Annotated in this window: 21 protein-coding genes and 2 pseudogenes; 11 read left to right on the forward strand and 12 right to left on the reverse strand. The window is 57.3% G+C overall.

The window, feature by feature from the left end; genetic code table 11:
* Nucleotides 1–106: 106 nt before the first annotated feature.
* The 9 genes and pseudogenes from HX899_RS02810 to HX899_RS02850 form a co-directional block, all read left to right on the forward strand.
* Entirely contained in the window at nucleotides 107–1,000 is an 894-nt protein-coding gene (locus HX899_RS02810; RefSeq protein ID WP_373289165.1) for an ABC transporter ATP-binding protein, read from the forward strand.
* Nucleotides 1,000–1,896, forward strand: a complete 897-nt coding sequence (locus tag HX899_RS02815; RefSeq protein WP_127431429.1) for a branched-chain amino acid ABC transporter permease — start codon at nucleotides 1,000–1,002, stop codon at nucleotides 1,894–1,896. The genes HX899_RS02810 and HX899_RS02815 overlap by 1 nt, the downstream gene beginning before the upstream one ends.
* A gap of 3 nt (nucleotides 1,897–1,899) precedes the next feature.
* Complete coding sequence (locus HX899_RS02820; RefSeq protein ID WP_127431428.1) at nucleotides 1,900–2,940, forward strand: branched-chain amino acid ABC transporter permease; 1,041 nt, start codon at nucleotides 1,900–1,902, stop codon at nucleotides 2,938–2,940.
* A gap of 100 nt (nucleotides 2,941–3,040) precedes the next feature.
* Nucleotides 3,041–4,375, forward strand: coding sequence for an ABC transporter substrate-binding protein (locus tag HX899_RS02825; RefSeq protein ID WP_127431427.1), 1,335 nt, complete (start codon nucleotides 3,041–3,043; stop codon nucleotides 4,373–4,375).
* 119 nt (nucleotides 4,376–4,494) lie between these two features.
* Nucleotides 4,495–5,277 carry an ABC transporter ATP-binding protein gene (locus tag HX899_RS02830; RefSeq protein WP_127431426.1) on the forward strand — a complete coding sequence of 261 codons (783 nt, stop codon included), beginning with the start codon at nucleotides 4,495–4,497 and terminating at the stop codon, nucleotides 5,275–5,277.
* A 23-nt stretch (nucleotides 5,278–5,300) separates the two neighbouring features.
* The gene (locus HX899_RS02835) at nucleotides 5,301–6,548 is read left to right on the forward strand and encodes an SfnB family sulfur acquisition oxidoreductase (RefSeq protein ID WP_127431425.1); all 1,248 of its coding nucleotides are present in this window, start codon (nucleotides 5,301–5,303) and stop codon (nucleotides 6,546–6,548) included.
* A 316-nt stretch (nucleotides 6,549–6,864) separates the two neighbouring features.
* A complete protein-coding gene (locus HX899_RS02840; RefSeq protein ID WP_127431424.1) occupies nucleotides 6,865–7,719 on the forward strand; it encodes a calcium-binding protein in 855 nt (284 codons plus the stop codon).
* Nucleotides 7,720–8,075: 356 nt separating this feature from the next.
* A complete protein-coding gene (locus HX899_RS35645) occupies nucleotides 8,076–8,420 on the forward strand; it encodes a Mu transposase domain-containing protein (RefSeq protein ID WP_373289166.1) in 345 nt (114 codons plus the stop codon).
* Nucleotides 8,341–8,695: pseudogene (locus tag HX899_RS02850) on the forward strand (ATP-binding protein); the annotation flags it as partial. The gene HX899_RS35645 and the pseudogene HX899_RS02850, both read left to right, overlap by 80 nt.
* A gap of 134 nt (nucleotides 8,696–8,829) precedes the next feature.
* On the opposite strand, the pseudogene HX899_RS35650 reads toward HX899_RS02850, so the two are convergent.
* The 9 genes and pseudogenes from HX899_RS35650 to HX899_RS02895 all read right to left on the reverse strand — a co-directional run.
* Nucleotides 8,830–9,191, reverse strand: a pseudogene (locus tag HX899_RS35650) (transposase); the annotation flags it as partial.
* Between the two features lie 202 nt (nucleotides 9,192–9,393).
* Nucleotides 9,394–10,842, reverse strand: a complete 1,449-nt coding sequence (locus HX899_RS02860) for an efflux transporter outer membrane subunit (RefSeq protein ID WP_127431423.1) — start codon at nucleotides 10,840–10,842, stop codon at nucleotides 9,394–9,396.
* 167 nt (nucleotides 10,843–11,009) lie between these two features.
* Nucleotides 11,010–11,495 carry a MaoC family dehydratase gene (locus HX899_RS02865; RefSeq protein ID WP_011654219.1) on the reverse strand — a complete coding sequence of 162 codons (486 nt, stop codon included), beginning with the start codon at nucleotides 11,493–11,495 and terminating at the stop codon, nucleotides 11,010–11,012.
* Nucleotides 11,496–11,572: 77 nt separating this feature from the next.
* Nucleotides 11,573–13,399: a glutamine--fructose-6-phosphate transaminase (isomerizing) gene (gene glmS / locus HX899_RS02870; protein WP_127431422.1), complete on the reverse strand. Its 1,827-nt coding sequence runs from the start codon at nucleotides 13,397–13,399 to the stop codon at nucleotides 11,573–11,575.
* Nucleotides 13,400–14,245: 846 nt separating this feature from the next.
* Entirely contained in the window at nucleotides 14,246–14,818 is a 573-nt protein-coding gene (gene nodL / locus HX899_RS02875; protein WP_127431421.1) for a nodulation O-acetyltransferase NodL, read from the reverse strand.
* 679 nt (nucleotides 14,819–15,497) lie between these two features.
* Nucleotides 15,498–15,902, reverse strand: a complete 405-nt coding sequence (locus HX899_RS02880; RefSeq protein ID WP_127431420.1) for a hypothetical protein — start codon at nucleotides 15,900–15,902, stop codon at nucleotides 15,498–15,500.
* Nucleotides 15,903–15,968: 66 nt separating this feature from the next.
* Complete coding sequence (locus tag HX899_RS02885; protein WP_127431419.1) at nucleotides 15,969–16,688, reverse strand: hypothetical protein; 720 nt, start codon at nucleotides 16,686–16,688, stop codon at nucleotides 15,969–15,971.
* Between the two features lie 121 nt (nucleotides 16,689–16,809).
* Nucleotides 16,810–17,481 (reverse strand): hypothetical protein, encoded by a 672-nt coding sequence (locus tag HX899_RS02890; RefSeq protein WP_064649264.1) that lies wholly within the window; start codon nucleotides 17,479–17,481, stop codon nucleotides 16,810–16,812.
* 180 nt (nucleotides 17,482–17,661) lie between these two features.
* Complete coding sequence (locus tag HX899_RS02895) at nucleotides 17,662–18,012, reverse strand: helix-turn-helix domain-containing protein (protein ID WP_127431515.1); 351 nt, start codon at nucleotides 18,010–18,012, stop codon at nucleotides 17,662–17,664.
* 178 nt (nucleotides 18,013–18,190) lie between these two features.
* On the opposite strand from HX899_RS02895, the gene HX899_RS02900 reads away from it, so the two are divergent.
* A complete protein-coding gene (locus HX899_RS02900; RefSeq protein ID WP_127431418.1) occupies nucleotides 18,191–18,829 on the forward strand; it encodes an acyl-homoserine-lactone synthase in 639 nt (212 codons plus the stop codon).
* A 152-nt stretch (nucleotides 18,830–18,981) separates the two neighbouring features.
* Complete coding sequence (locus HX899_RS02905; protein ID WP_127431417.1) at nucleotides 18,982–19,716, forward strand: LuxR family transcriptional regulator; 735 nt, start codon at nucleotides 18,982–18,984, stop codon at nucleotides 19,714–19,716.
* Nucleotides 19,717–20,025: 309 nt separating this feature from the next.
* On the opposite strand, the gene HX899_RS02910 is transcribed toward HX899_RS02905, so the two are convergent.
* The 3 genes from HX899_RS02910 to HX899_RS02920 form a co-directional block, all read right to left on the reverse strand.
* A complete protein-coding gene (locus HX899_RS02910; RefSeq protein ID WP_127431416.1) occupies nucleotides 20,026–21,237 on the reverse strand; it encodes a beta-ketoacyl synthase in 1,212 nt (403 codons plus the stop codon).
* A complete protein-coding gene (locus HX899_RS02915; protein ID WP_127431415.1) occupies nucleotides 21,238–21,516 on the reverse strand; it encodes an acyl carrier protein in 279 nt (92 codons plus the stop codon).
* Nucleotides 21,517–22,137: 621 nt separating this feature from the next.
* Nucleotides 22,138–23,070, reverse strand: coding sequence for a LysR family transcriptional regulator (locus HX899_RS02920; protein WP_127431514.1), 933 nt, complete (start codon nucleotides 23,068–23,070; stop codon nucleotides 22,138–22,140).
* Between the last annotated feature and the right edge of the window lie 83 nt (nucleotides 23,071–23,153).

A 23,153-nucleotide genomic window follows, 5' to 3' on the forward strand; every position in this document is an offset into this window, starting at 1 on the left:
AGAACCCGGTGGTTCGTGGTGGGATAGCGTGCGCCTATGAACTCGTGGGCTCGTGGCGCGCCGTCGAAAGCAGGGGCTGCACACTATGACATTTGCCTTCGGAGGCTTGGGAGCGGCGCCGTTTCCGCCGGACGTTCAGGAGCACTTGGCCGGCTTGGACAGAGGAACAGGCGCGGCCTGGGCGTCGCCCATTGAAGCCGGCGCAACGGACGGCATCATTCTGGAGCTGGCCCGCATCGATCTATCCTTCGGTGGCGTCGTCGCCCTGAAGGATATCGATCTGTCCGTTTGGCGTGGCGAAATCCTCGCCGTTATAGGGCCCAACGGTGCTGGCAAGAGCTCGATCATCAATGTGATCAGCGGCGTATACCGACCCGATCGCGGTTTTGTGTGGCTCTCCGGGCGCCGCCATGCCCAGGTCCCGACGCAGAAACTTGCCCGTCTCGGCATCGCTCGCACGTTCCAAAACCTGGCATTGTTCAAGGGTTTGAGCGTTCTCGACAATGTCGTGGTGGGACGAGCGCACAAGACGCGGTCTAGCTTCGTCGAACAGATCGTCGGCCTCGGTCGAGCCCGCACGGAACAGAGGGATGCCCGCAGTCGGGCTTTCGAGGTGCTCGAGTTCCTCCACCTTTCGCATATTGGCGATCGTCTGGTCGGTACACTGCCTTATGGTCTGCAAAAACGGGTGGAATTGGCGCGCGCTCTGGTGGCCGAGCCCGACATCCTGCTGCTCGATGAGCCGATGGCCGGAATGACGGCGACGGAAAAGAACGAGATGGCCGATTTCGTGCGCGCCGCACGTGACAGGTTCGGTACCACCGTCGTGCTGATCGAGCACGATATCGGCGTTGTCATGGGGTTGTCCGACCGCGTTGTCGTGCTCGACTACGGCCGCAAGATCGCCGATGGAACACCCAACGAAATCCAGCGCGACCAGCGCGTGATTGATGCCTATCTCGGTGTCGCTCCCGAAAATGAAGAGGGGGCGGGCATCTGATGGCTGACTTCGACTGGCTGTTCTTCATGGAGGTTCTCGTCGGCGGCCTTTTGTCCGGCGTCATGTATTCGCTGGTCGCGATCGGTTTCGTCCTGATCTACAAGACATCCGGCGTCCTCAATTTTGCGCAAGGGGCGATGCTCCTGTTCGCGGCGCTGACCTTCGTCAGCGTGACGGAACGCGGCATTTCCTTCCCGCTCGCATTCGCGATCACCTTCGCGATCATGGTCGTTATCGGGATAGCTGTCGAGCGTACCGTGTTGAGGCCGCTGACCAACAAACCGCCGATCACGCTCTTCATGGCGACGCTCGGCCTCTCCTATATTATCGAGGGCGCTGCCCAACTGATCTGGGGCACGCAGGTGCACGGCCTTGATCTCGGTATCGAGGATGTGCCGTTCGATGTCGGTGGTGTCTACATCAGTCAATTCGACATCTTCGCAGCCGTCGTTGCCGCCTCCATGGTGCTGCTGCTCTCTGTCTTCTTCCGTTACACCCGCATCGGGCTCGGTTTTCGCGCCGTGGCCGACGATCAGTTCGCGGCGCTCGCCGTCGGGTTGAGACTGCCTTGGATCTGGGCGACGGTCTGGGCCACCGCAGGTCTGGTGGCGCTGGTCGCCGGTCTTTTGTGGGGAGCCCGCGTCGGGGTGCAATTCTCACTGTCGCTGATTGTCCTGAAGGCCTTGCCGGTTCTCGTCCTCGGTGGGTTCGACTCGATCCTCGGCGCGATCCTCGGCGGGTTGCTGATCGGCGCGTCCGAGAAGCTGGCTGAGGTCTATATCGGCGGATATTTCGGCGGCGGCATTGAGGGCTGGTTTGCCTATGTCATCGCGCTCGCCTTTCTTCTCGTGCGCCCTTCCGGCCTGTTCGGCCAGAAGCTTGTGGAAAGGGTCTGACCGATGTCCACGACCACCCATGATCTTTCGGTCTACAGTTTCCCGGCGCACTGGGCGACGCCATTGCGTTGGCTTGCCATTGCCTATGGTGTTGTGCCGCTTCTCGGGTCCGACTATCTCTTCGAGGCTATCCTGTTGCCGTTCCTGGCGCTCAGCCTCGCCGGCTTGGGGCTCAATATCCTCACGGGTTATGCAGGGCAGGTGTCACTGGGAAGTGCTGCCTTCATGGCTGTCGGTGCCTTCGCAGCGTTCAATCTCAATCTTCGCGTCGACGGTCTGCCATTGATCGTCAGCATGATTCTTGCTGGTCTTGCGGCGGCCGGCATCGGTCTGGTGTTCGGCCTTCCGAGCCTCCGCCTCAAGGGCTTTTACCTTGCAGTATCGACCCTCGCTGCGCAGTTTTTCGTGCAGTGGGCGCTGACCAAATTCAGCTGGTTCTCCAATGACTCCGCGTCCGGCGTGATCGATGCGCCGCAGCTTTCGGTCTCCGGATTTGTTTTCGATGACCCGGTCGGACGATACTATTTCGCGCTGACGGTGGTCGCCGTTCTCACTTTGCTGGCCCATCGGTTGGTGAATTCGCAGACCGGCCGCAATTTCATCGCCGTGCGTGACAACGAGACAGCGGCGCGGATCATAGGCGTGCCGGTGCTGAAAACCAAGCTTTTGGCCTTCGCAATCTCCTCCTTCATCATCGGCATCGCCGGAGTCCTGTGGGCGTTCGCCTATTTGCGCACGGTCGAGCCCGCCGGTTTCAATCTTGACCGGTCGTTCCAGGTCCTGTTCATCGTCATCATCGGGGGGCTTGCATCGATCCGCGGTGCTTTTTTCGGAGCGGCGCTGATCGTTGTGTTTCCCCTGGTCCTGTCCCGGCTTGGCTCCTTCCTGCTCGGAAATATCTTCAATTCAGGCGTGTTGGATATGAGTCAGCGCATCGTGCTCGGCGCGCTCATCATCCTCTTTCTGGTCCTCGAACCGGATGGGCTTGTCGCCCTTTGGGATCGGGTCCGAAAACGAATCCGTGCCGCCATCGTGCAGTCCTGATCGAAACGGAGCTATCAAGGCTCTCGAAATGCCACCAGCCCTTATCAGATCAACCCGGACCGGCGCCTTGCCCCGGTCGATACCCGGAGTATGTCCAAAAATGACGATCCTTGCCAAATTCAAGATTGCGGCTCTTGCCGCCGGCCTCGCCTTCACGGTGGCCCTGCCGATGGCCCATGCGGACGAACAATATTTCCCGCTCCAGAGCTATCGCGTCGGCCCCTATGCTGCCGGCGGCACCGGCTTCTTCGGTGGTTTCATCGATTATCTGAACCTGATCAACACGCGCGACGGCGGCGTGGGTGGCGTCAAGCTGACATGGTCGGAAGCTGAAACGCAGTACGAGGTCGAGCGTGGCGTCGAAGCCTACGAGCGCCTGAAGTCCAACCCGAACGTCGCCGCCTGGAACCCGCTTTCCGTCGGCATTGCCTATGCGATGATCGATCGCATCACCGCCGATAAGGTGCCGTTGATTACTATCAATCATGGCCGCACGGATTCGACCGATGGCCGCGTTTTCCCTTATGTTTTCCCGCTGCTGCTCAATCCATACAGTGAGACCTCAGGCATCGTGAACTACATCGCCGGCAAGGAAGGCGGTATCGAAAATCTCAAGGGAAAGAAGATCGTCGTTCTCTATCACGGCTCGCCCTATGGCAAGGAAACGATCCCGATTTACGAACTGCTGGCGCAAAAATATGGTTTCGAACTTCAGCAGATCGAGGTGCCGCATCCTGGCAACGAACAGCAGTCGCAATGGCTCACGATCCGCCGCGCCAAGCCAGACTTCGTCGTCCTACGCGGTTGGGGCGTGATGAACCCGGTCGCGCTGAAAACCGCAGCCAAGGTTGGCTTCCCGGCAGATCATATTATCGGAAACGTCTGGTCCAATTCAGAAGAAGACGTCATCCCCGCTGGTGATGCCGCCAAGGGCTATACGGCGATCACTACGCAGGCATCTGGCACAAAATACCCGGTCGTTCAGGAGATCGTCAAAACGCTCTACGACTCCGGCAAGGGCAACCTCGAAGACAAGAAGCGTATCGGGTCAGTTTATCATAACCTCGGTATCGTCAACGGCATCCTCAATGTCGAGGCAATCCGTATCGCGCAGGAGAAGTTCGGCAAGCGGACGCTCACGGGCGACGAGGTCCGCTGGGGTTTTGAACACCTACAACTCAACCCGGCGCGTGTCGAGGCGCTCGGCGCCAAGAGCCTGTTCCACTCGATCAACGTTACCTGGGATAATCATGAGGGCAACGGCTACGTGACTTTCCAACAGTGGGACGGGAAGAAGTGGAACGTTGTCTCTGACTGGATTGCACCGGACTGGGCACTGTTGCGGCCGATCATCGAGAAGTCCTCGGAAGCCTACGCGACCGAGAAGGGCATCAAGCTTCGTACCGCGGCAGACGCCGAAACGGCGACCAACTAATCCCTTCATGCCGCGCCTGACAACAGGCGCGGCATGAAGAGCTGGCGCGAGGGTGGTGCCTCTCTCTCCAACCTCTCGCCTTCTCTCAATCTCGCCTTTCAAGGCAAGAGGACACTGTCATGGCTCTGGAAACCACTCTGCTTGCGGTCGATGATCTGAAGGCAACGTACATTCACGCCATCACCGCACTCGACGGCGTCGGTTTCCATCTGGCGCGTGGTGAAATTCTGGCGCTCCTTGGCGCCAACGGCGCGGGAAAGACGACGACGCTCAAGGCGTTGTCCAATCTGCTTCCAGCCGAACGTGGGCAAGTCGTTTCCGGCAGCATCCGCTTCGACGGGCTCGATGTCCTGCGCACAAGCCCTGCTGCACTGGTGCGTGCCGGTCTCGTGCAGGTGCTTGAGGGCCGCCATTGCTTCCGCAGCCTGACGGTCGAGGAAAACCTCGTCTCCGGCGGGCTTGGCCGCAGCGGCACGCGCGCTGAGATCGCCGAGGATATCGAGAAGATCTACGCGCATTTCCCCAGGTTGAAGGAAAAGCGTCGTGCACTTTCCGGCCTGACCTCGGGTGGCGAGCAGCAGATGACGGCGATCGGCCGGGCGCTCATGTCGCGGCCGCGCCTCCTGGTTCTCGACGAACCATCCATGGGACTGGCGCCGCTCATCGTCCAGGACATTTTCCGGAAGCTCCGCCACCTCAATCGCGAAGAAGGTCTTTCTATCCTTGTGGCGGAGCAGAATTCCGCCGTCGCTCTGAAATATGCGGATCGCGCCATCATTCTCGAAAACGGCGCCACGGTGCTGACCGGTGACGCACAGGATCTGCGCGGGCGCGACGACATCAAGTCTTTCTACCTCGGCCAGAGAGCCGTGGCTCCCTCCATCCCCGCCGTTGTCGGCTAACACGATCCAAGAGGAGAAACACCGTGACCCATCCTACCATAAATACCGAAAATGCCGCAAAGGCCGTGCCACCTGTTCCACGCCCGTCGCAGCCCGCCCACATTATCAAGACTGACGCCGAAGCGATTGCCATCGCCAAGACACTCGCGGCAGAGTTCGTCAAGGAATCGGCAGCACGCGATCGCGACCGCATCTGGCCGGTCAAGGAACTGGACGCGTTTTCGCAAAGCGGGCTTTGGTCTATCAACGTGCCGAAGGCCTTCGGCGGTCCCGAGGTCTCTTATGCGACGCTTGCGAAGGTCATCGAGATCATCTCGGCGGCCGATTCATCCATCGGACAAATCGCGCAAAACCACCTGGGTGTGGTCGCCGCCATCCGCACGGTGTCAGACGAAGACCAACAGAAGCTGCTCTTCGCGGAAGTGTTGAAAGGAACGCGCTTCGGCAATGCCTTCTCCGAATTTGGATCCAAGCGTGCGGTCGACTTCGAAACAAAATTCGTTGATGCCGGAGATCATGTCGTGGTCAACGGCCAGAAATTCTACTCGTCAGGAGCGCTGCTCGCGCATCTGGTGCCAATCGTGGCACTGGATGACGAGGGCAGGGCCTGGTACGCAATTGCCGAGCGCGGTGCCCCGGGTCTGACTGTCATCGACGACTGGTCCTCCTTTGGCCAGCGTACCACGCTGTCGGGCACGGTACTGCTTAACAACGTCAAAGTGTCGAAGACGCATCTCGTGCCTGGCTACAAAGGGTATGAAGTGCCGACTGCGGACGGAGCGATCTTCCAGATTATCCAAGTGGCTGTCGATACCGGCATCGCGCAGGCCGCGATTGACGAGACCGTCAGTTTTGTGCGCACCAAGAGCCGCGCCTGGGTGGATTCCGGCGTCGACAACGCTTGGGACGATCCGTACACAATCCAGGCGATCGGGGACTTGACGCTAAGGCTTCATGCGGCGCAGGCGCTGCTTGAAAAGGCAGGTTATGCCATTGACCGAGCGATCCTCGACCCGAACGCGGGAACCGTTGCGGAAGCCCAGATCGTTACCGCCGAAGCCAAGATCCTCTCCACTGAGATCGCGATCGCGGCCGCCAACAAGTTGTTCGAACTGGCAGGAACGCGCTCGACCCTTGCAGAGCACGGGCTTGATCGCCACTGGCGCAACGCCCGCACCCATACTCTGCACGACCCCGTCCGCTGGAAGTATGCCATTTTGGGTAAGTATTTCCTGAACGGCGAGAAGCCACCGCTCCACGCCTGGAGCTGAGGGTTTCGATCTGCAAAGCACCCTGAGATTAGGTGCTCTGCAGATTTGTCTCCAGCGTATACGAGGGAAGAAGTTGTGGCCTTCGTCAACGACTGTCGCGGACATTGTTGTCACTGCTCGGCCGCCGATCGTCATAGCCCCAAGTCTTTTTCATATTCTGCCGGCCATCTACGAAGGGCGCATAGTCGTCCGGAGATAAACATTTTGGCATCCATTATTCAAATCCCTCAGATCAAATCAATGGATTTCACTAATTCGCTCTTGGAAAACATAAGGGGGGCTGGCAGCGCAGGCTGCCTCACAAGGAGTATATGCGATGATGATCAAAGGCACTGATAGCAGCCCCTTTATTAACGGATCCGATGACAACGACACAATCTATGCACGCGAGCTCAATGACTGGATCAAAGCCGGCGGCGGCGATGATTGGGTTTGGGCTCAAGCCGGCCACGACGTGATCTTTGCCGGTGACGGCCATGACATTGTCTATGCGGGGGATGGCTCAGACACAATCCATGCTGGTGATGGTGACGACCTCCTGTATAGTGACGGCTCATTCAAAGCCTTCAACCCCTTCGAAGTGCGCCGCGTAATACCACATAGCGGCGAGAGCGACGACAGGCTCGACGCCGGTAAGGGAAGGGATACCCTGGTGGCCGGCGACGGCGCAGATGTTCTGACTGGCGGCGAAGACGGCGACGCCTTCGTGTTTCGGTTCCACGATCCTATGGTTGGAACAACGCACTGGTATACGACTGTGACGGATTTCGACCCGAAGCAAGACCGTTTTGTCATGGACGCCGGTGACTTCGGCAAAGGGGATCTGTTTGGCGCAAATTTCATCAACCACTCGAAGGGTTTCCCAGGCGAATTTGTGGACACTTTCTACAATGGCGAGGCCGCGAAAGCGCACGGTCAGCACGTCGTGGTAATCACGGATCGAGGGTTCACGTCTGGCTCTGCCGCCGCGACCGCTATTCACGACGAAGTCCCCGGTGACATCATTGTCTACCATGACGAAAAAACTCTCGGTCAAGATGGCAAAACTCACGGTGCGACACTAGCCTATGTCGATTCTGCGAACCACGCGCATGCCTTCGCTCATGTCGACAATCTGCACGACATGTCGGATCTTACCTCGCTTACGGCGGAAAATTTCGGCTTCATTTAATTCGAAGATCCGAGGAGCGTTCCACCCTTGGGGCGCTTCTCTTTCCCAACGTGGCGCAGGGAACTGAAAATAGAAACGACGTGATTTATTGATCGACTGCACCAGTAAAGGTACGCCATTGAAACAAGTTCTCGTCGCCGATGACGACGCCGCCATGCGCCACCTGCATCCTGGGGCGGTTGCGCAAGCTGACTTTCTTCTCGCTGGCTGAGGCTAATGCCGCTATTGGCACTTGATCGCATCAACGATCACCTCATGCGTCGATTGGGTGTTACCCGGCGGCAAGTATTTGAACGTGTCGAACGTGCTGCGCTCGCTAGCCTCCCGGGTGAAACTACGAATTCGCCGAATGGCGTCTGGTCCGTGTCTCGACCGATTATCACGTCGAGTTCAAAAGCTTCTTTTATTCCGTCCCCCATGCCCTCATTCGCCAGCAGGTCGATCTTAGAGCAACGGCGCGCACCATCGAGATCTTTTACCGCGGCAAGCGCATCGCCGTCCATCAGCGCCGCTATGGCGGCTGTCGTCATGGAACCGACCCAGATCACATGCCCAGTTCCCACCGGCGATACGCTGAGTGGATACCAGATCGCTTTGGGCGCTGGGGCGCATCCATCGGTCAAAGCATGCCGCGAGGATTTCTCCGTTGCATACCACCGCGTTCCCCGGCTGTTCGCCACGCTCGCGCTTGCAAGGGGTGACGGGCGATACGGCAGAATCCCCAAATCTATCGCCAAGACCGACCTGCTGATCCTCGATGACTGGGGACCGGAAAAACTCAGCGATGATCAGCGCCGCGATCTTCTCGAGATCATCGAAGACCGCTACGAGCGTCGCTCGACGATCGTCACAAGCCAGGTGCCCCTGGATCGCTGGTGGGAAATTATTTCAAACCCAACGCCGCCGATGCGATACTGGATCGCCTCGTTCACAACGCCGAGGCATCGATATCATTGGCGAAAGTATGCGCAAACAGCGTTCACCGATGGCGCTTGAAACACAGCAAAGCTTGACCTGGCACAAAACCCGATCCAAACATCAAACAGACCCAGGATCAGCCCGAAAAATGGCCGGCTTCAAATCGGAATCGGTGGCCGGTTTCATCGGAATACGCACCCAATGCAACATCTGAAGATCGACCTGATCGGCTTGCTTAATGCCAACGAAGCGCATCGTCGGTCGCCTTGCAGCTTCTGCGATCGCCGCAGCATCGATGATGTCATTCTTGTTCGATTTTACATAGACTTCACTGCGCCGGGATGATGCGGACGGAATGCCCCATCGTCTGCAACTTGGCGCAAGCCATTGGGAACCCGGACGGGATTCCATTCCGACAAGCGTTCTGTTCGCTCGTTCGAAGAACTGCAGTAGCGTCTCGCGCCGGAACTATCCAGGCCGACCACGTGGAAGAGGTTCTTTCCGATATCGATGCCGAAGACGGCGCATTGGCGCAGTTGGTTGCGATCCATAATTTCAGCCCTCCTTTGCCCACCTCCGTTATGCTCTCGGGAGACAGGGCGGACCATCCCATTAGCTCTAAGCCCTGCTCGTAAGCGGGAGGTGGTGAAGGGCATGTGCCGCGATTGGACGACCTCCCGGCCGGCGCCAATACAACTCAGGCGCTGGCGCGCTAATGACGTGATCAGGTTAAACCATCCCGCATCCAGCGCTCGGCTATTGCGAATGTGCGGATTGGATGTTTGCATTTGCGGCTGCAACCGTCGAGGCCTCCCTGGGTGACGCGACTTTGGGAGCCGCAAAACCACCGCGGATTGCTACATTCAACCGCACGTGATCCTTGGCCAGTTGTTGGATCGCCGCAGCGAGGCTCGCCTGAGCGCTGGACACCTGCCTTTGCGCTTCGAGAACATCGAGGAGAGAAGAGGCGCCATCCGTGTACGAGGCCGTCGAAAGCTTCAGTGCTTCTTCGATCGTTTCTACTTGCCTGCGACGTGAGTTCTCTGTGTGAACGTCGCGTCGGACGGCTGTCAAAGCGTCCTCGACTTCCTGCACAGCTGTCAGGACGGTTAATTTCCAGCTTATGTAGGCTGCTGCGGCGTCCGATTTAGAAGTCTCCACGTTTGCCCGCAAACGGCCGCCGTCCAGAATTGGGAGGTCGAGGCTCGGCCCGAAGGACCATTTCAAGATACCCCCGTGACGGCCGCGCTGCTTGGTATAGGAAGGGGTGATCGAGCCGGAGAGCGTTATCGCGGGGTAAAGCTGTGCTTCCGCCACGCCGATCTGTGCAGTCGCGGCGGCGAGATCCCGTTCAGCCTGGCGAATATCGAATCGATTGCGAATAAGATCGGCGGGAATGCCGGCATTGATCTTTCCGCGATAGACCGGCTGCCCTTCACTTTTCTGCAGTTGCTTGATCACTGTTTCCGACGGCAAAGCGAGGAGGGCCGCAATGTGATGCGCCGACACGCGAAAATTCAGTTCTAGCCTTGGTATTTCGGCAATCGTCGATCGGACAAGTCCTTCGGCTTGCAAGACATCCAGCCGGGAAGCCGCTCCCGCTTCGACTTGAAAATTCGTGAAATCGTAGGTCTCCTGGCGGGACTTCAGGTTCGCTCGGGAAATCGAGACGCGCTGCTGGTAGTACCGGGCGTCGATGTAGGAGGAAACAAGATCTTTGATTAGAGCTAGCTTTGCGGCGTCGACAGCCGCATGCGCAGAATCAAGAGAAGCCAGTGCGCTTTCAGTGCTGCGCCGGTACTGACCGAATACGTCCAGCAGCCAAGTCAACGATAGTTGCACGCTGGAGATATTCTGTGTGCTCGTGACATCTCCCCCTTTGCCGATCTCGCCGCTTGACGTGTGTGATGCCTTGGGAAGGCCCCCGGCGCCAGCGATGGTGACGTCCGCGGCGGCGGCATTAACCCTTTCGAGCGCCTGCTGAACACTGAGGTTCTCATCCAGGCCGGAGGCAACGTACTGGTTGAGCGTACGATCTGAAAACGAATCCCACCACGCCGACACCGCAACATCGCCGGCGCTCTGTTTTGCACCCTCGGAAAACTTCTCCGGCAAAGGCGTTTCCGGCGGTGCATGGTCGGGCCCGAGCATGCAAGATGACAAAAGTAGCGGCAACACCGCAGCGGCCAGACGGAACGAATGCAATCAATCAGCCTCCATTACAGCGAAATTCAACTCAAACCCGTTTCGCCTGCCCGAAGGATGATGCCAGCGCGCAATTGCCGACGCAGCAGATCGAGAATTCCGGCGTGACACTACGAAATCGCGTGCAGCCAAAACAACAAGTCGACACCCGCTGGCGCGAGCTGGCGTCAAATCCCTTTAGGCCTGTCGTTCGGATCAAACTGAATTATAGTGATCCAATTAGCAGTGAGTGCCGGTCGGTTCTCGTTCTCGATCTCCACCGTAACCTCGTAGGTAGTCACCAGCATGCTTGCGCCGCGAAATTGACATTCAGAGAGAACGAAGCGACCGCGCACACGGCTGCCGGTCTTAACTGGTGACATGAAACGCACCCGGTCTAAGCCGTAGTTAAGGCCCATGGTCTGCTCGCGGATCTTTGGCATGCCGCTAAAGTTCATCGCCGACAGAAGCGAGAGTGTCAGGAAGCCGTGAGCGATAGTGCCACCAAACGGGCTTTCGACTGCCGCGCGTTCCGGGTGCACGTGGATGAATTGATGATCGTGTGTCGCATCGGCAAAGAGATCGATTGTAGTTTGATCAACGGTTATCCATTCGGATTTACCGAGCTCCTGGCCAATTCGCGACGGCACGTCGGCGAGCGAAAGTTCGTGCATACGACCTCACTTATTTGATGTCTGATCAAGTCGTGGATTTTCTCGGAGGCGAGTTGCGATCTAACCAATCGTCACGATCATTCGACTGTGACTGATTTAGCCAGATTCCGCGGCTGGTCCACATCTGCCCCCATGACGACCGCTGTGTGATACGCAAGAAGCTGCAGCGGCAGAGAAAAGATCATCGGCGAGATAATCTCCTCGACATTGGGTAATACGATAGTGTGCATGGTGGGGAGTTTCGACATCGAAGCTCCCGTCTCGTCTGTGATCAGAACGATGCGGCCGCCGCGGGCAGCCACTTCCTGCATATTGGAGACAGTCTTATCGAAGAACCGATCATGTGGCGCGATGACGATGACTGGCATATTTTCGTCGACCAATGCGATCGGACCGTGTTTTAATTCTCCTGCCGCATAACCTTCGGCATGGATATAGGAAACCTCCTTAAGCTTCAGCGCACCTTCCATGGCCAATGGGAAACTTGTGCCGCGGCCGAGATAGAGCACGTCGCGGTAATTCGACAATTCCCGTGACAAGAGCTCTATCTTCGGCTTGATGTCGTTCAGCACCTGTCGCATAACGCTCGGCAACGTCGCCAAACTTTGGACGAGCAATTGTTCCTCGCCATCTGTGATCGTGCCTCGCGCCTTGCCTGCGCCGATGGCTAACGCCGCGAGAACAGCAAGCTGGCAAGTGAATGCCTTGGTAGAAGCAACGCCGATCTCTGGCCCGGCGAGGATCGGAAAGATGGCATCTGCCTCGCGGGCAATAGTTGATTCTCGGGTATTGACGACAGCGCCTATTCTCAGACCCTGTGCTTTGCAATAGCGCAGCGATGCAAGCGTGTCAGCCGTCTCACCAGACTGAGAGATGAAGAGCGCTGCCGACTGCGGCGACAACGGGATTTCGCGGTAACGGAATTCAGAGGCGACATCAATTTCAACCATTAAGCGTGCGTAGCGCTCGAACCAATATTTGCCAATCAATCCCGCAAGATATGCCGTGCCGCAGGCGGCGATCGCGAGGCTCTCAACCCTGGCGAAATCGATGTCGGTTGAAGTCGTTGTGACATGACTATCTTTGACATTGATGTAGTGCCCAAGAGCACCGGCGATGACCTCGGATTGCTCGTAGATTTCTTTTTCCATAAAGTGCCGGTGATTGCCCTTGCAGACCAGGTCGGCGGTAGCAATCGATCTGTGCCGCGGGCGCGTAACGACTTTGCCTTCGATATCGAAAACCTGGACACTCGTTTTGCCTACAACAGCCCAATCGCCATCGTTCAGATATGTGATGTCATTGGTGAACGGAGCAAGAGCGATCGCGTCGGAGCCTAGAAACATCTCACCATCGCCGTGGCCTATCACTAACGGTGGTCCATTGCGCGCCACCATAATGGTCGCGGGATCATCCTCGAACAGGATGGCAAGAGCGAAGGCGCCCTCGACGCACTTCAACATGGCATGCATTGCCTCAAGGCATCCCATGCCATCCCGGCGGAATTTTGTCAGGAGATGCGCAATCACCTCGGTGTCCGTGTCAGTCTGGAACTTGGCCCCTACCTCCGCCAATGCGTCCTTTAGCTTGGAGAAATTTTCGATGATGCCGTTATGAACAACGGCTACACCATCGGTAAAGTGCGGGTGAGCGTTGCATTCTGTCGGTGCGCCATGGGTCGCCCATCGTGTGTGGGCAATGCCGACAGTGCCGCTCAGGGGCGCTTCTTTCAATCTCGTTTTAAGGTTCCCGAGCTTGCCTTCCGCACGGCGCCGGTGCAATTCTCCTTCGAAGATCGTAGCAACGCCGGATGAATCATAGCCGCGATATTCCAGCCGCCCCAAGGCTTCGATCAGCCGCTCCGACACGGGCTTATGTCCCACTATGCCAACAATCCCACACATGCTCGTCACCCATGTCCCAAGAGCCCCCGACAGGTAATCAGGAGGCGGACGCCGCTCGGCGCGTGTCCTCCAGCGCGTGCTAATAAATCCAAACAGATTAGTACAATTGATTGTTGGGATAGCTATCATCCACGTTATGGATGCAGGTGTACTTAGGTAGGTGGTCAATCAACGCTGTACGTGGCGAAAGGCGCTTTCTGCAGAGTGGGACCGATAGGCTGCGCCGGGTGATCGGTGCCTACTTCTGAAGATGTTCCTGGCGACAGCAAGATATTTACCGACGACATACCGCGCGTGGATTTCTATTCAGAGCGAGCAATTGTCATTCATCGCGCGCACGAAAACAATTCGTGCTCATGCAGGTGAAGCGGTCTGTATCTGCGAGTTGAGCCTTAAACGTAATTGACCCCTTCGCATGCGACCAGTTCGCAACTCATAAATCGGAAGCAGAACCAGCATCTCCTGGAAAACATCAGTCGATCTAGATTCGACAGGTTGGTTTCGGGCGCCGATGGGAAGGAGGCTTTGGCATGGGACGAACGCAGGCTATCTTCAAACGGTCTCCGAGGAAAGGTCACATGGCCGCGTGTGTCGGCAGTAGATGGTGCCTTAAGTTTTCGACAGGACAGCCGGATCCTGACGCTGGAATCCGGCGGTCCGGTGCAATGTGCAGCCGGTCGTAGCAAACGCGATCAGTAAATCACTTAGCACGACTGCCCGACCGCATTTGCAAAGAGAACTGCGTCAGAGTGCCGACGGTCGCACGGGCCATGGCGACCCAGAATCGTCGTTCGCACAAGCAACGAGACTACCCCTTACCACCGGATTTTCGCCCGACGCCTAGTTTTATGATTGCGGCAAGCGTCCACCAACCCTGACCCGAGCTGGATTTCCCATCGCCGTGCTTCCTGCAGGAACATCTCGAGTGACCACGCTACCAGCGCCAATGACAGCATGATCGCCGATCGTCACGCCCGGGAGAATGATTGCTCCACCACCAATCCAGACGTGCCTGCCAATGCTGACCGGTCGTCCCAACTGCAACCCAGCCTGGCGCTGCTCTGGATCATGTGGATGGTCCGCAGTATAAATCTGCACAGCGGGCCCTATTGCGGTTCCGTCGCCGATAGTCACTGCTGCCACGTCAAGGATGACGCAGTTGAAATTGATGTAGACCCACGCTCCGATACGGATGTTGAACCCGTAATCGCAGTGGAACGGAGGACGAATAGCAGCTCCAAGCCCGACAGCCCCCAATCGTTCTACCAGAAGCGCATGCCACCGCTCGGCGGGGTCGCCCAGCGTGTCATTGTACCGTTTCAGCCAAGCCCCGGTGAGGAGCAACTCGGCTTGGATCTCAGGATCCGCTGCGTTATACATCTCGCCTGCGAGCATCTTTTCTTTTTGGCTGCGTGTCATCGTCTCTTCTCAGATCTTGTTCGAGGAGTGGTCGGTCATTGCGCTCGGATTCACCTGGTTGCCGGCAGAGCGCACAGAGGAGTTAACAGCAATCTTTCGCCTTTTCGCGGTCTGGTTCGAAAGTCATCTGCTCAAGCGCGGCAAATCCTGCAGATAGGCAGACCGGGAGCGACCTTCGCATTCACCGGCTGGGGGAGGGCACAATAAGATGTGTCTATTTAGCTTGGCAGATTCCGAACACAGCGGCAAGCGCATAGGCAGACCAAGGCTGACTAAGAGACCGTCATAAAAAGACTTTTACTCAAGTTACTGCCCGGCTTCCCGAAGGTTTATTCTATTCCAGTCTCTATGGGCCGTCCGCCTTGCTCGATGCCGGCGGGAATGCAAATCGTCAGCGTCTTGGCGGGGCGCGGCATGACGAAGGGCTGGTTCACCGACGGAGGCCGCTATCGCGGCCGCCGTCAATAGAATCCTTGGAACCTGAAAGATTACCGCTGGCCAGTGCCTATGAACTGCTCATTAGCTGTAGTTTCTTTCACCCACCGATTGCTTCTTAGCGTGCAGAATTGGGTCGCCAGGGTGACAAGCGCGCGACAGCGGGCGGAGGTGGATATTCCACTTTCCGCCTCACCTTCGCGCAAGACCGGACGAGAACTGCTGGATGTAGGAAATTCACCCCTTACTGGCAGGCGGTCAGGCCCCCCGGATTTCGAATGGCGGCAAAACCGACGCCGTCGATCGTGTCGTCGTTACGGGCAATGAAGCAGTAATTGTCATCGGCGGGGGGAGCGGCGACGATGCAGGAGTTGGCCCCAGCCGGAATGACATAGGTGTCGGCTCCGACGATCGCAAAGACGGAGGCCGTTCCGTTCGGATGGGGCACCGGCTGCTTGGTGAAGAGGATCGCGTCGTTCGGCGGGGCGACCGCAATGGGCTGGTAGTTCCGGCAATCGGACGAAAAAACGAGTTGCGCGGCGGCAGGCAGCGCTGTTGCGAGGATAGAGACGATGGAAATGGCAAGCCCGGCAGCGATTTTATCGCGACGTGCTGTTTGGCCAGCGAATTTCGACGTGATACGTAACATTGCTATATTCCTTTCGGTTCAAGGGTTGGCTTGTTCAAGCGTCAATGATGATCCGGTTCTCTGGGTCTACGGTCCTCCTGTCGCCGAAAAGGTTCCGTCAGCTTTGTAAGTCACGGTGTAGCTCGCGTAGCCGATGGTGAAATCGCAGCATGCCGAGTTGCTCTCGTCATAAGTCACGGTGCTTCCGACCGGCTGGTAGCCCATCTTCACGAAAAAGATCTGTTTCGGTATGCAGTTCATGACGGCGTTGGGGAAAGGAGCGACGAAGCTCGAGAGTATGATAGCTTGATTGTCGTTCAGTGCGACGACGCCACAATAGAGCTCGGGACGCGGCAACGGCGTGTAGGAAGGCACGTTTATGCCAAATCCTCCGATCGCAACTCCGGCTTGATTGGCGGGCGCGGAAAGTCCAAGCGGATCGAGCGTCAAGGTCGTGCAATTGTCCGGCGAACCGTCGACCGTGGTGAGCGTAACCGGTCGGAACGCCGAGCTGCTGCCGACCACGGATAGCGTGGCGGCATTGAGCGAGAGAAGCGCGATAAGCTGCGAGGGGGACGCCGCCTGTTTGGTGCTGAGGGCACCTGCATAGACCTGACTGTCCAAACCGAAATTTATCTGCGCTCCCGAACTTGCGTAATTGCCGATGCTTTGGCAGCCGAGACTGCCGCTGAGGATGGGACCATGGCTCGGCAGCAACGGAAATGCCGCCTGCTTCTGGAAAACATAGAAATATTGCGTCGTCTGCGAGAAGTTCCGAACGATGATCTGGTAGGACGAACTGGTCATGGCGTGTGACAATCCCCTCTGAGATCAAGCCTGTCCGTCGCCCGGCGGGCGGCGGCAACGCGCGAATGCTGCGCATGCAGGTGAAGAGGGGACGGTTCTTCACCTGCATGGCTGCCAAGGTTTACTGGAGCTGCGTCGTCCAGGTGCCGTCAGATTTCAGGCTGACGTTGCAGACGGAATAGCCGCCGGTGAAGTCGGAAAGCGCCGCGTTCACGCTCGACTGCGTGAAGTTCATCACGACACCTGGCGTGTAGGCGCCGGTCTGGACATAATATTTCAGGATCGGCTGGCAATCGGTATTGCTGGCCGGGTTTGCCTGCACGAAGTTGGAGAGCACGATGCCGCCATTGACGGCAACCGCTGAGCCGACATTGAAGTAGGGCGGCGAGTTGAAAACCGGCGTGGTGATGCGGAATGCGCCAGGCTGTACACCTTCCCCGTAGATTGGCGAGGATAGTCCGAGCGGATTGACCGTCGCAGTCGTCCAGTCGTTCGGTTTACCGCTGCCACCCGAACTCGGAGCAAGATCAATGGCGCGGCTGGCTGACGAGTAGCCAGATGATGCGCCAATTTGCGGCGGTGTATTCGCCTGCTGGATGCCGGCATAATATTGCAGGTTGACCTGGAAGGTCAGGATCGCGCCGGTGTTGTCGTAGTTGCCGAGCGACTGCGAGAAAAGGCTGTTCGAATAGACTTGCCCGCCGCCGGTATAAATTGCCGGTTGCTGGAAGAAGTAGAAGTTTTGCGTCTGGGATTCGTAGTTTTTCACGTTGATGGTCAACATTGTAGACATGTCGGCAACCCTTCTGCGTTGATAGTGAAAACAAGGGTCTTCGCGTCGGCGAGGGCAGGGTGGGCTAGCCTTCCTGCCGGTCTCGTCATTGAAACCCTAACTAGAAAGATCGTTGATACGGTGAATTTGAGCAACCTAAAGCTGTTGAGCGCAAGGTAAAAAAACCGTGCGGAATTGTGCTTAGCGTAACGCTTGTTCCGGAGGGATGGATTCGAGCAGCCCAATAAGATTGGACCGAGCCGCCGCAGATCGGCCACGTAGCGCCATTACCCACAGCAATTCCGTGGCGGAGATCGCGCTGTTCCTATGCCCGTCTATGGTCCCTCGCCCCAAGAGCAGCCAATCGAGGGAAACATCCAGCAGGCGCGCGAGAGCGCAGGCGCTTTCGAGGGACGTATGGCCGCCATTTTGCCAGCGCGAGACGGCCGCGACTGATACATTCAGTTCGGCTGCAAGAGCGTGTACTTTCCGGAACTTGCCCCGAGATATCGCTTCTCGAATGCGTTTGCCGCGGGCTGGATCGTAGGTCACGAACGATTCTTCCTTGGTTGCGTTGAATTGGCAGCCACAGCGAGCTTGAGATCGATCAAGCTTCGGAAATGCCTGTGAAAATGAAAGGTAAGTCGAAGCGCCGGTCAATCTGGTGAAATATCCAGATTGCTCGAGGTCGGCGCCTGTTGTGAAACATCGACGATCAGGAGGAACGGATATGTTGCGGATACTCACCAAAGACATGCTCGAGACCGATCGACGTGCGTTCGATGCAATGTTTCGGGCTCGCGCCGTCGTTTTTCGCGATCGGCTGGGATGGCAGGTCGATGTCCGGGATCAATGGGAGAGGGACCGATATGATGAGGTCGAAGATCCCGTATATCTCGTCACTCAACGACCTTCGGGCACACTGACAGGTTCGCTACGCCTGCTGCCGACCACTGGCGCGACGATGCTCAAAAGCGAGTTTCGGCATTTCTTCGATCAGCCTATCGACGTCGACAGCCCGACGACCTGGGAATGTACTCGCTTTTGCGTTCACCCATCTGCCGGACACATCGCGCAATCGCGCGCAGTCGCCACCGAACTGCTCTCAGGGCTTTGCGCTCTTGCCCTCGGCGCCGGTATCGAAAACATCGTCGGCGTCTATGATGGGGCGATGGTCGGGGTGTATCGCAGGCTCGGCTGGAGGCCGACGCCGCTTGCCCGATCACTGCCCGAGATCGGCAAACTGTATGTCGGCCTGTGGGACGTGACTGGAGATAACTGTCGGACACTTCGCACCAACCTAGCCCGACTTCTCAATCAAACCTCTTCCTGTCCTGGCAGGGCCCTTGTCGATGGTGGCATGCGGTAAGGCCAGTCGCCGTCCCGCCGCCCACAGTGTCGTCAGTTCCTTAACCTGTTCTTCACATCGCGCCATGGTTGCCATAAAACGTTCTTTTCTCGTTCACCGCGAAATGTTACGACTACCCCAGTCAGGAAAACACACAACCGCGAGTCCATCTCATGCTGAGCAGTTCTCGTTTTTTCTACAGTTTGGACCGGATCTCCGCATCGCCGACGTTGGAAGATCTGGAAACGACGCTGGACGAAGTCCGCCACATCTATGCGATATCGCACATGGTTCTGCATGTGACCCGCTCCTCGGGCGCAGCGGCCAACAATCCATTGCTGATGCTGACCTACCCGCCCGAGTGGGTGAAGCAATATCTTGCCCGGGATTACTTCAGCATCGATCCCGTCGTGCGGCTCGGACAGCGCGGCTTTCTGCCCGTGGAATGGTCCGCGTCAAAATGGGATTCAGGGCGCGCTCACGGCTTCTTTAAGGAGGCGATGGCCTTCGGTATCGGGCAGCAAGGCGTGACACTGCCGGTGCGTGGGCCTCACGGGGAGCGATCGCTGTTTACGATCACCTCCAATCAGCCCGCCTCCTACTGGCGTCGGTTCCGCATGGACAGCATGCGCGACCTCCAGTTTCTCGCCCACCATCTCCACGACAGGGCCATGGTTCTGTCGGGCCTGAGAAAAACTGCGGATTTTCCGCAATTGTCGCGCCGCGAACTGCAATGTCTCGATATGACGGCCAGCGGCCTAATGGCAAAGCAGATCTGCGCCCGCTTGTCCATTTCGGTAAGTGCGGTGCAGCTCTATCTTGCGTCGGCACGCCGAAAGCTGACCGTCGCCACGACCAGTGAAGCTGTCGCCAAAGCCACGGCGCTCGAATTGATATCAGCGTGGTGATAGCTTTCTCCGATGACCACGAAGGCCGCAAAGTCACCGAAGGTTCATCAATGCCAACAAGCAGCGGTGCCGAGCCCACTTCGTCAGACGTGTGTGCTCGCTGATGCCGGAAAGAGCGGGCGACCGGCTGCATCCCTCTCATCCCACAGCCTTTGCCCCGAGACGGCGGAGTAGCATGGTTTGCGCGGAGGAAAATTTCAGATGCGAGAGTATCCGAGGAATTAGAGCGAGACTATTTGACAGGATTGCGGTGCCTGCTTCAAGCATGTGCCGCTGGCCTTACAAGGGTTAGTCGTGACGATCTTCACTTCATTGCACCTGCTTGAACGCAAGGACAGCATTCATGCCGCCCATGGCGAAGGCGTTGCTCATGGCCACGCCCACCCTGCGCTCTCGGGGCACATTTGGCGTGACGTCCAGATCACAATCGGGGTCTGGTTCGCGATAGTTGGCCGTGGGCGGCACGACACCTTCTTGGATCGCCATCACGCAGGCTATCATTTCGAGCGCACTTGCTGCCCCGAGGCAGTGCGCGTGAGTGGATTTGGTGGAAGAGATGGACATCGATCGAGCATGGTCACCAAAGACGCGCTTAATCGCCGTCGTTTCGATCTGATCGTTGGCCTTGGTGCCGGTGCCATGGGCGTTGAGGTAGTCTACATCCTCGGCATTTAAACCCGCATCAACAAGGCAGGCGCGCATCGCCGCCTCCGGCCCATGCACAGCTGGTGCAGCTATGTGGTAGGCATCGGCGGAAAGGCCGATGCCGGCGACCTCGGCAAGCATCGTTGCACCGCGGGCGGCGGCATGCTCATAGCTTTCCAGCACGGCCATGCCCGCACCTTCGCCCAAAACTAGTCCTTTCCTGTCGCCCGAGAATGGCCGGCAAGTATCTGGAGCGAGTACGCGCATTGCTTCCCATGCCTTAAGCACGATCCACACGAGTGGCGCGTCGCTTCCTCCAGCTAGCATAACGTCCGCCCTACCGAGCTTGATCTGATCTACCGCTGAAGCGATCGCATGGTTGGCCGAGGCGCAGGCAGAGGTGGCACCGAAGACTGGCCCCCGCAGCCCGAGGTTCATGCTTACCTGACAGGCAGCCGCGCTAGGCATTGCCTTTACCCCAGTGAATAGCTCAGTGCGAGTCGCGCCGCCCAATAGGAGGGTGCGGTAGGCCTTCTCGGTAGCGTCCCAGCCGCCAAAGCCAACGCCCACTGTCGCGCCGAAACGGTGGGCATTTCCTTCATTGCACGAAAGGTCGGCCTGTAGCATGGCTTGTTTAGCTGCAAGCACGGCTAGCAGGCTGAAGCGGTCCATGGAGATGAGCTGTTTGCGATCAATGTCGTGTTGAGGCAGCACCTTGATCTCGGTCCCGATCATCCCCTTCAGCTCATGAATCTCTGAGTTTGAGATCGGGCCGATGGCGGAGCGGCCTTCGCGCATCTCCGTCCAGATAGAGGAAGCATCGGTGCCCAGTCCGCACAGTCCGCCCAATCCGGTGATAACGACGCGTCTGTCCATTCAGACCTCCTTGGTGAGCAAGCCACGGACGGCTTCCACCACGTCGCCGATATTGTTGAGGTTCGACCAGGCATCGGCCGTATTCATCTCGATCTTAATGCCGTAGAGCTGCTCCAGATCCCAAAGGACATCGGCCAAACCCAGCGAATCGATGCCAAGTGAAGTCAACTCAGTGTCAGTCGTTATTTCGCCGAGCGCTACGATCGTTCTCCCGCCGTCTTCAGCTTTGACGAGCTTATTGATCGCACTGATAATTTCCAGTGTGAGTTGATCAGCCATTTGTATTCCTCTCCATCATGCCTAATTTCGACGAGCCGACGGCCTTGCGAGAAGGCTCGATCTAATTGCTGCTAACATCGGAAGATGTTCCGGCTCGTCTGCGAAGTGACGACAGAAACCAATAAAACTTACCGGAATCTCACCGCGCGGCTGCCCTGCTATGGATCATATGGGATCATTGGTAAAATTGATTGTGTGGATCAAATGCATCCACGCTATGGATTGTGGCTCGACATATTGCCGCGGCTAACTTCTCGCGCCGGCGCCGTTTCAAACCCTCAAGAACAAGATTTATCGCGGGATCGAAAGTAGAGCTTCGGCTACTATCCCGGGTCGGCGCGTTGGTCATTTTCGCGCAGAAGCGCATGTGCGGAAGGTCGGGGAAGTCACCGCAGCTGGATGCTGGTTTCCGCGATCGGCCGAACATAGGTTACAGGAATAAAGTTTTGAATCACCTTTGCATGAGGCCAGGGAAAGCATACGAATCGTACCTTCTCAGGTAACGATCGCTCTCGGCAATAGCTTCGATTGCTAGCTGAGCTGAGGCGGCGGGGGCCGCCTGTAACATAATGCCTCCTTTGGGAACACAGCCAACGCGCTGTGATGAGCCGGCGGTGCCGCTTACGACGTACAACTTTCCATCTCAGATTCCATGCGCGAAGCCTCTTGGATCATAATCTCGCGCATCCAGATGTTTCCAGGATCAGTGTTGTGAAGAGCCGGCCATTGGACAGCCTCAGTGAATGAAAGAAGCGGCAAAGGATGCTCAATGATTCTTAGTGGGATAGTTCGTTCGTAATGTTTGACCAGCCGCAGGGGGATGGTTGCTATTCGATTAGTGCCAGACAGCAATGGCGGGATCAAGTTAAACCCCGGGACGACGAGCTCAATACGCCTCTTGAGGCCGTGCTGCATCAATAACCATTGCTCTACGGAAGGCTTAAGACCACGTCCGAACTTAGCCGCAACATGTCCCATGGACATATATTGCTCCAAGGAGAGCTGCCCTTGTAACTGCTCGTTCGTAGGGCAGCCGACGCACACCAGTCTCTCTTCGAAAAGCCTTGCCTTCGGATGGGCGCCGGACATGAATAAATCCGGGAGGATCAGAAAATCGACATCACCACGGCGGAGAAGCTCCTCCGGATCGTCGTCAAGTGGCAGCAACTCGAAGCTGACCCCTGGCGCCTCCCGAGCTAAGCGCAATATTATCTTGTCGAAGAAGACCAGTGCCATGAAGTCTGAGAGGATAATTCTGAATCGGCGGTCGGACTCCGCTGGGTTTATTGGATCCCAAGCTATAACGGAGACCTGGATATGCAAGAGGGCTTCGCGGACAGCGGGGGCAAGTGCCTCTGCACGCGGGGTCGGAACTAGCTCCCGTCTCTGCATGATAAAAAGGTCGTCGCGGAAATAGTCGCGCAACCTAGAGATGGCGGCGCTCATGGCGGGTTGGCTGAGGTTGATGCTGCGCGCCGCTGCTGTGAGCTTGCGCTCGGTCATTAGAGCGTCGAGTGCTACAAGAAGGTTTAGATCTAGGCCTTTAAAACGCATGGGTTGAATATCCATTTCATAGATGATTGCCATCCAAACAATCAATTTTACCAATCTTTCGGATCACTTATAGAAAACCCGGA

The organism is Rhizobium sp. WYCCWR 11146, assembly GCF_013591995.1.
Taxonomy (GTDB): domain Bacteria; phylum Pseudomonadota; class Alphaproteobacteria; order Rhizobiales; family Rhizobiaceae; genus Rhizobium; species Rhizobium indicum.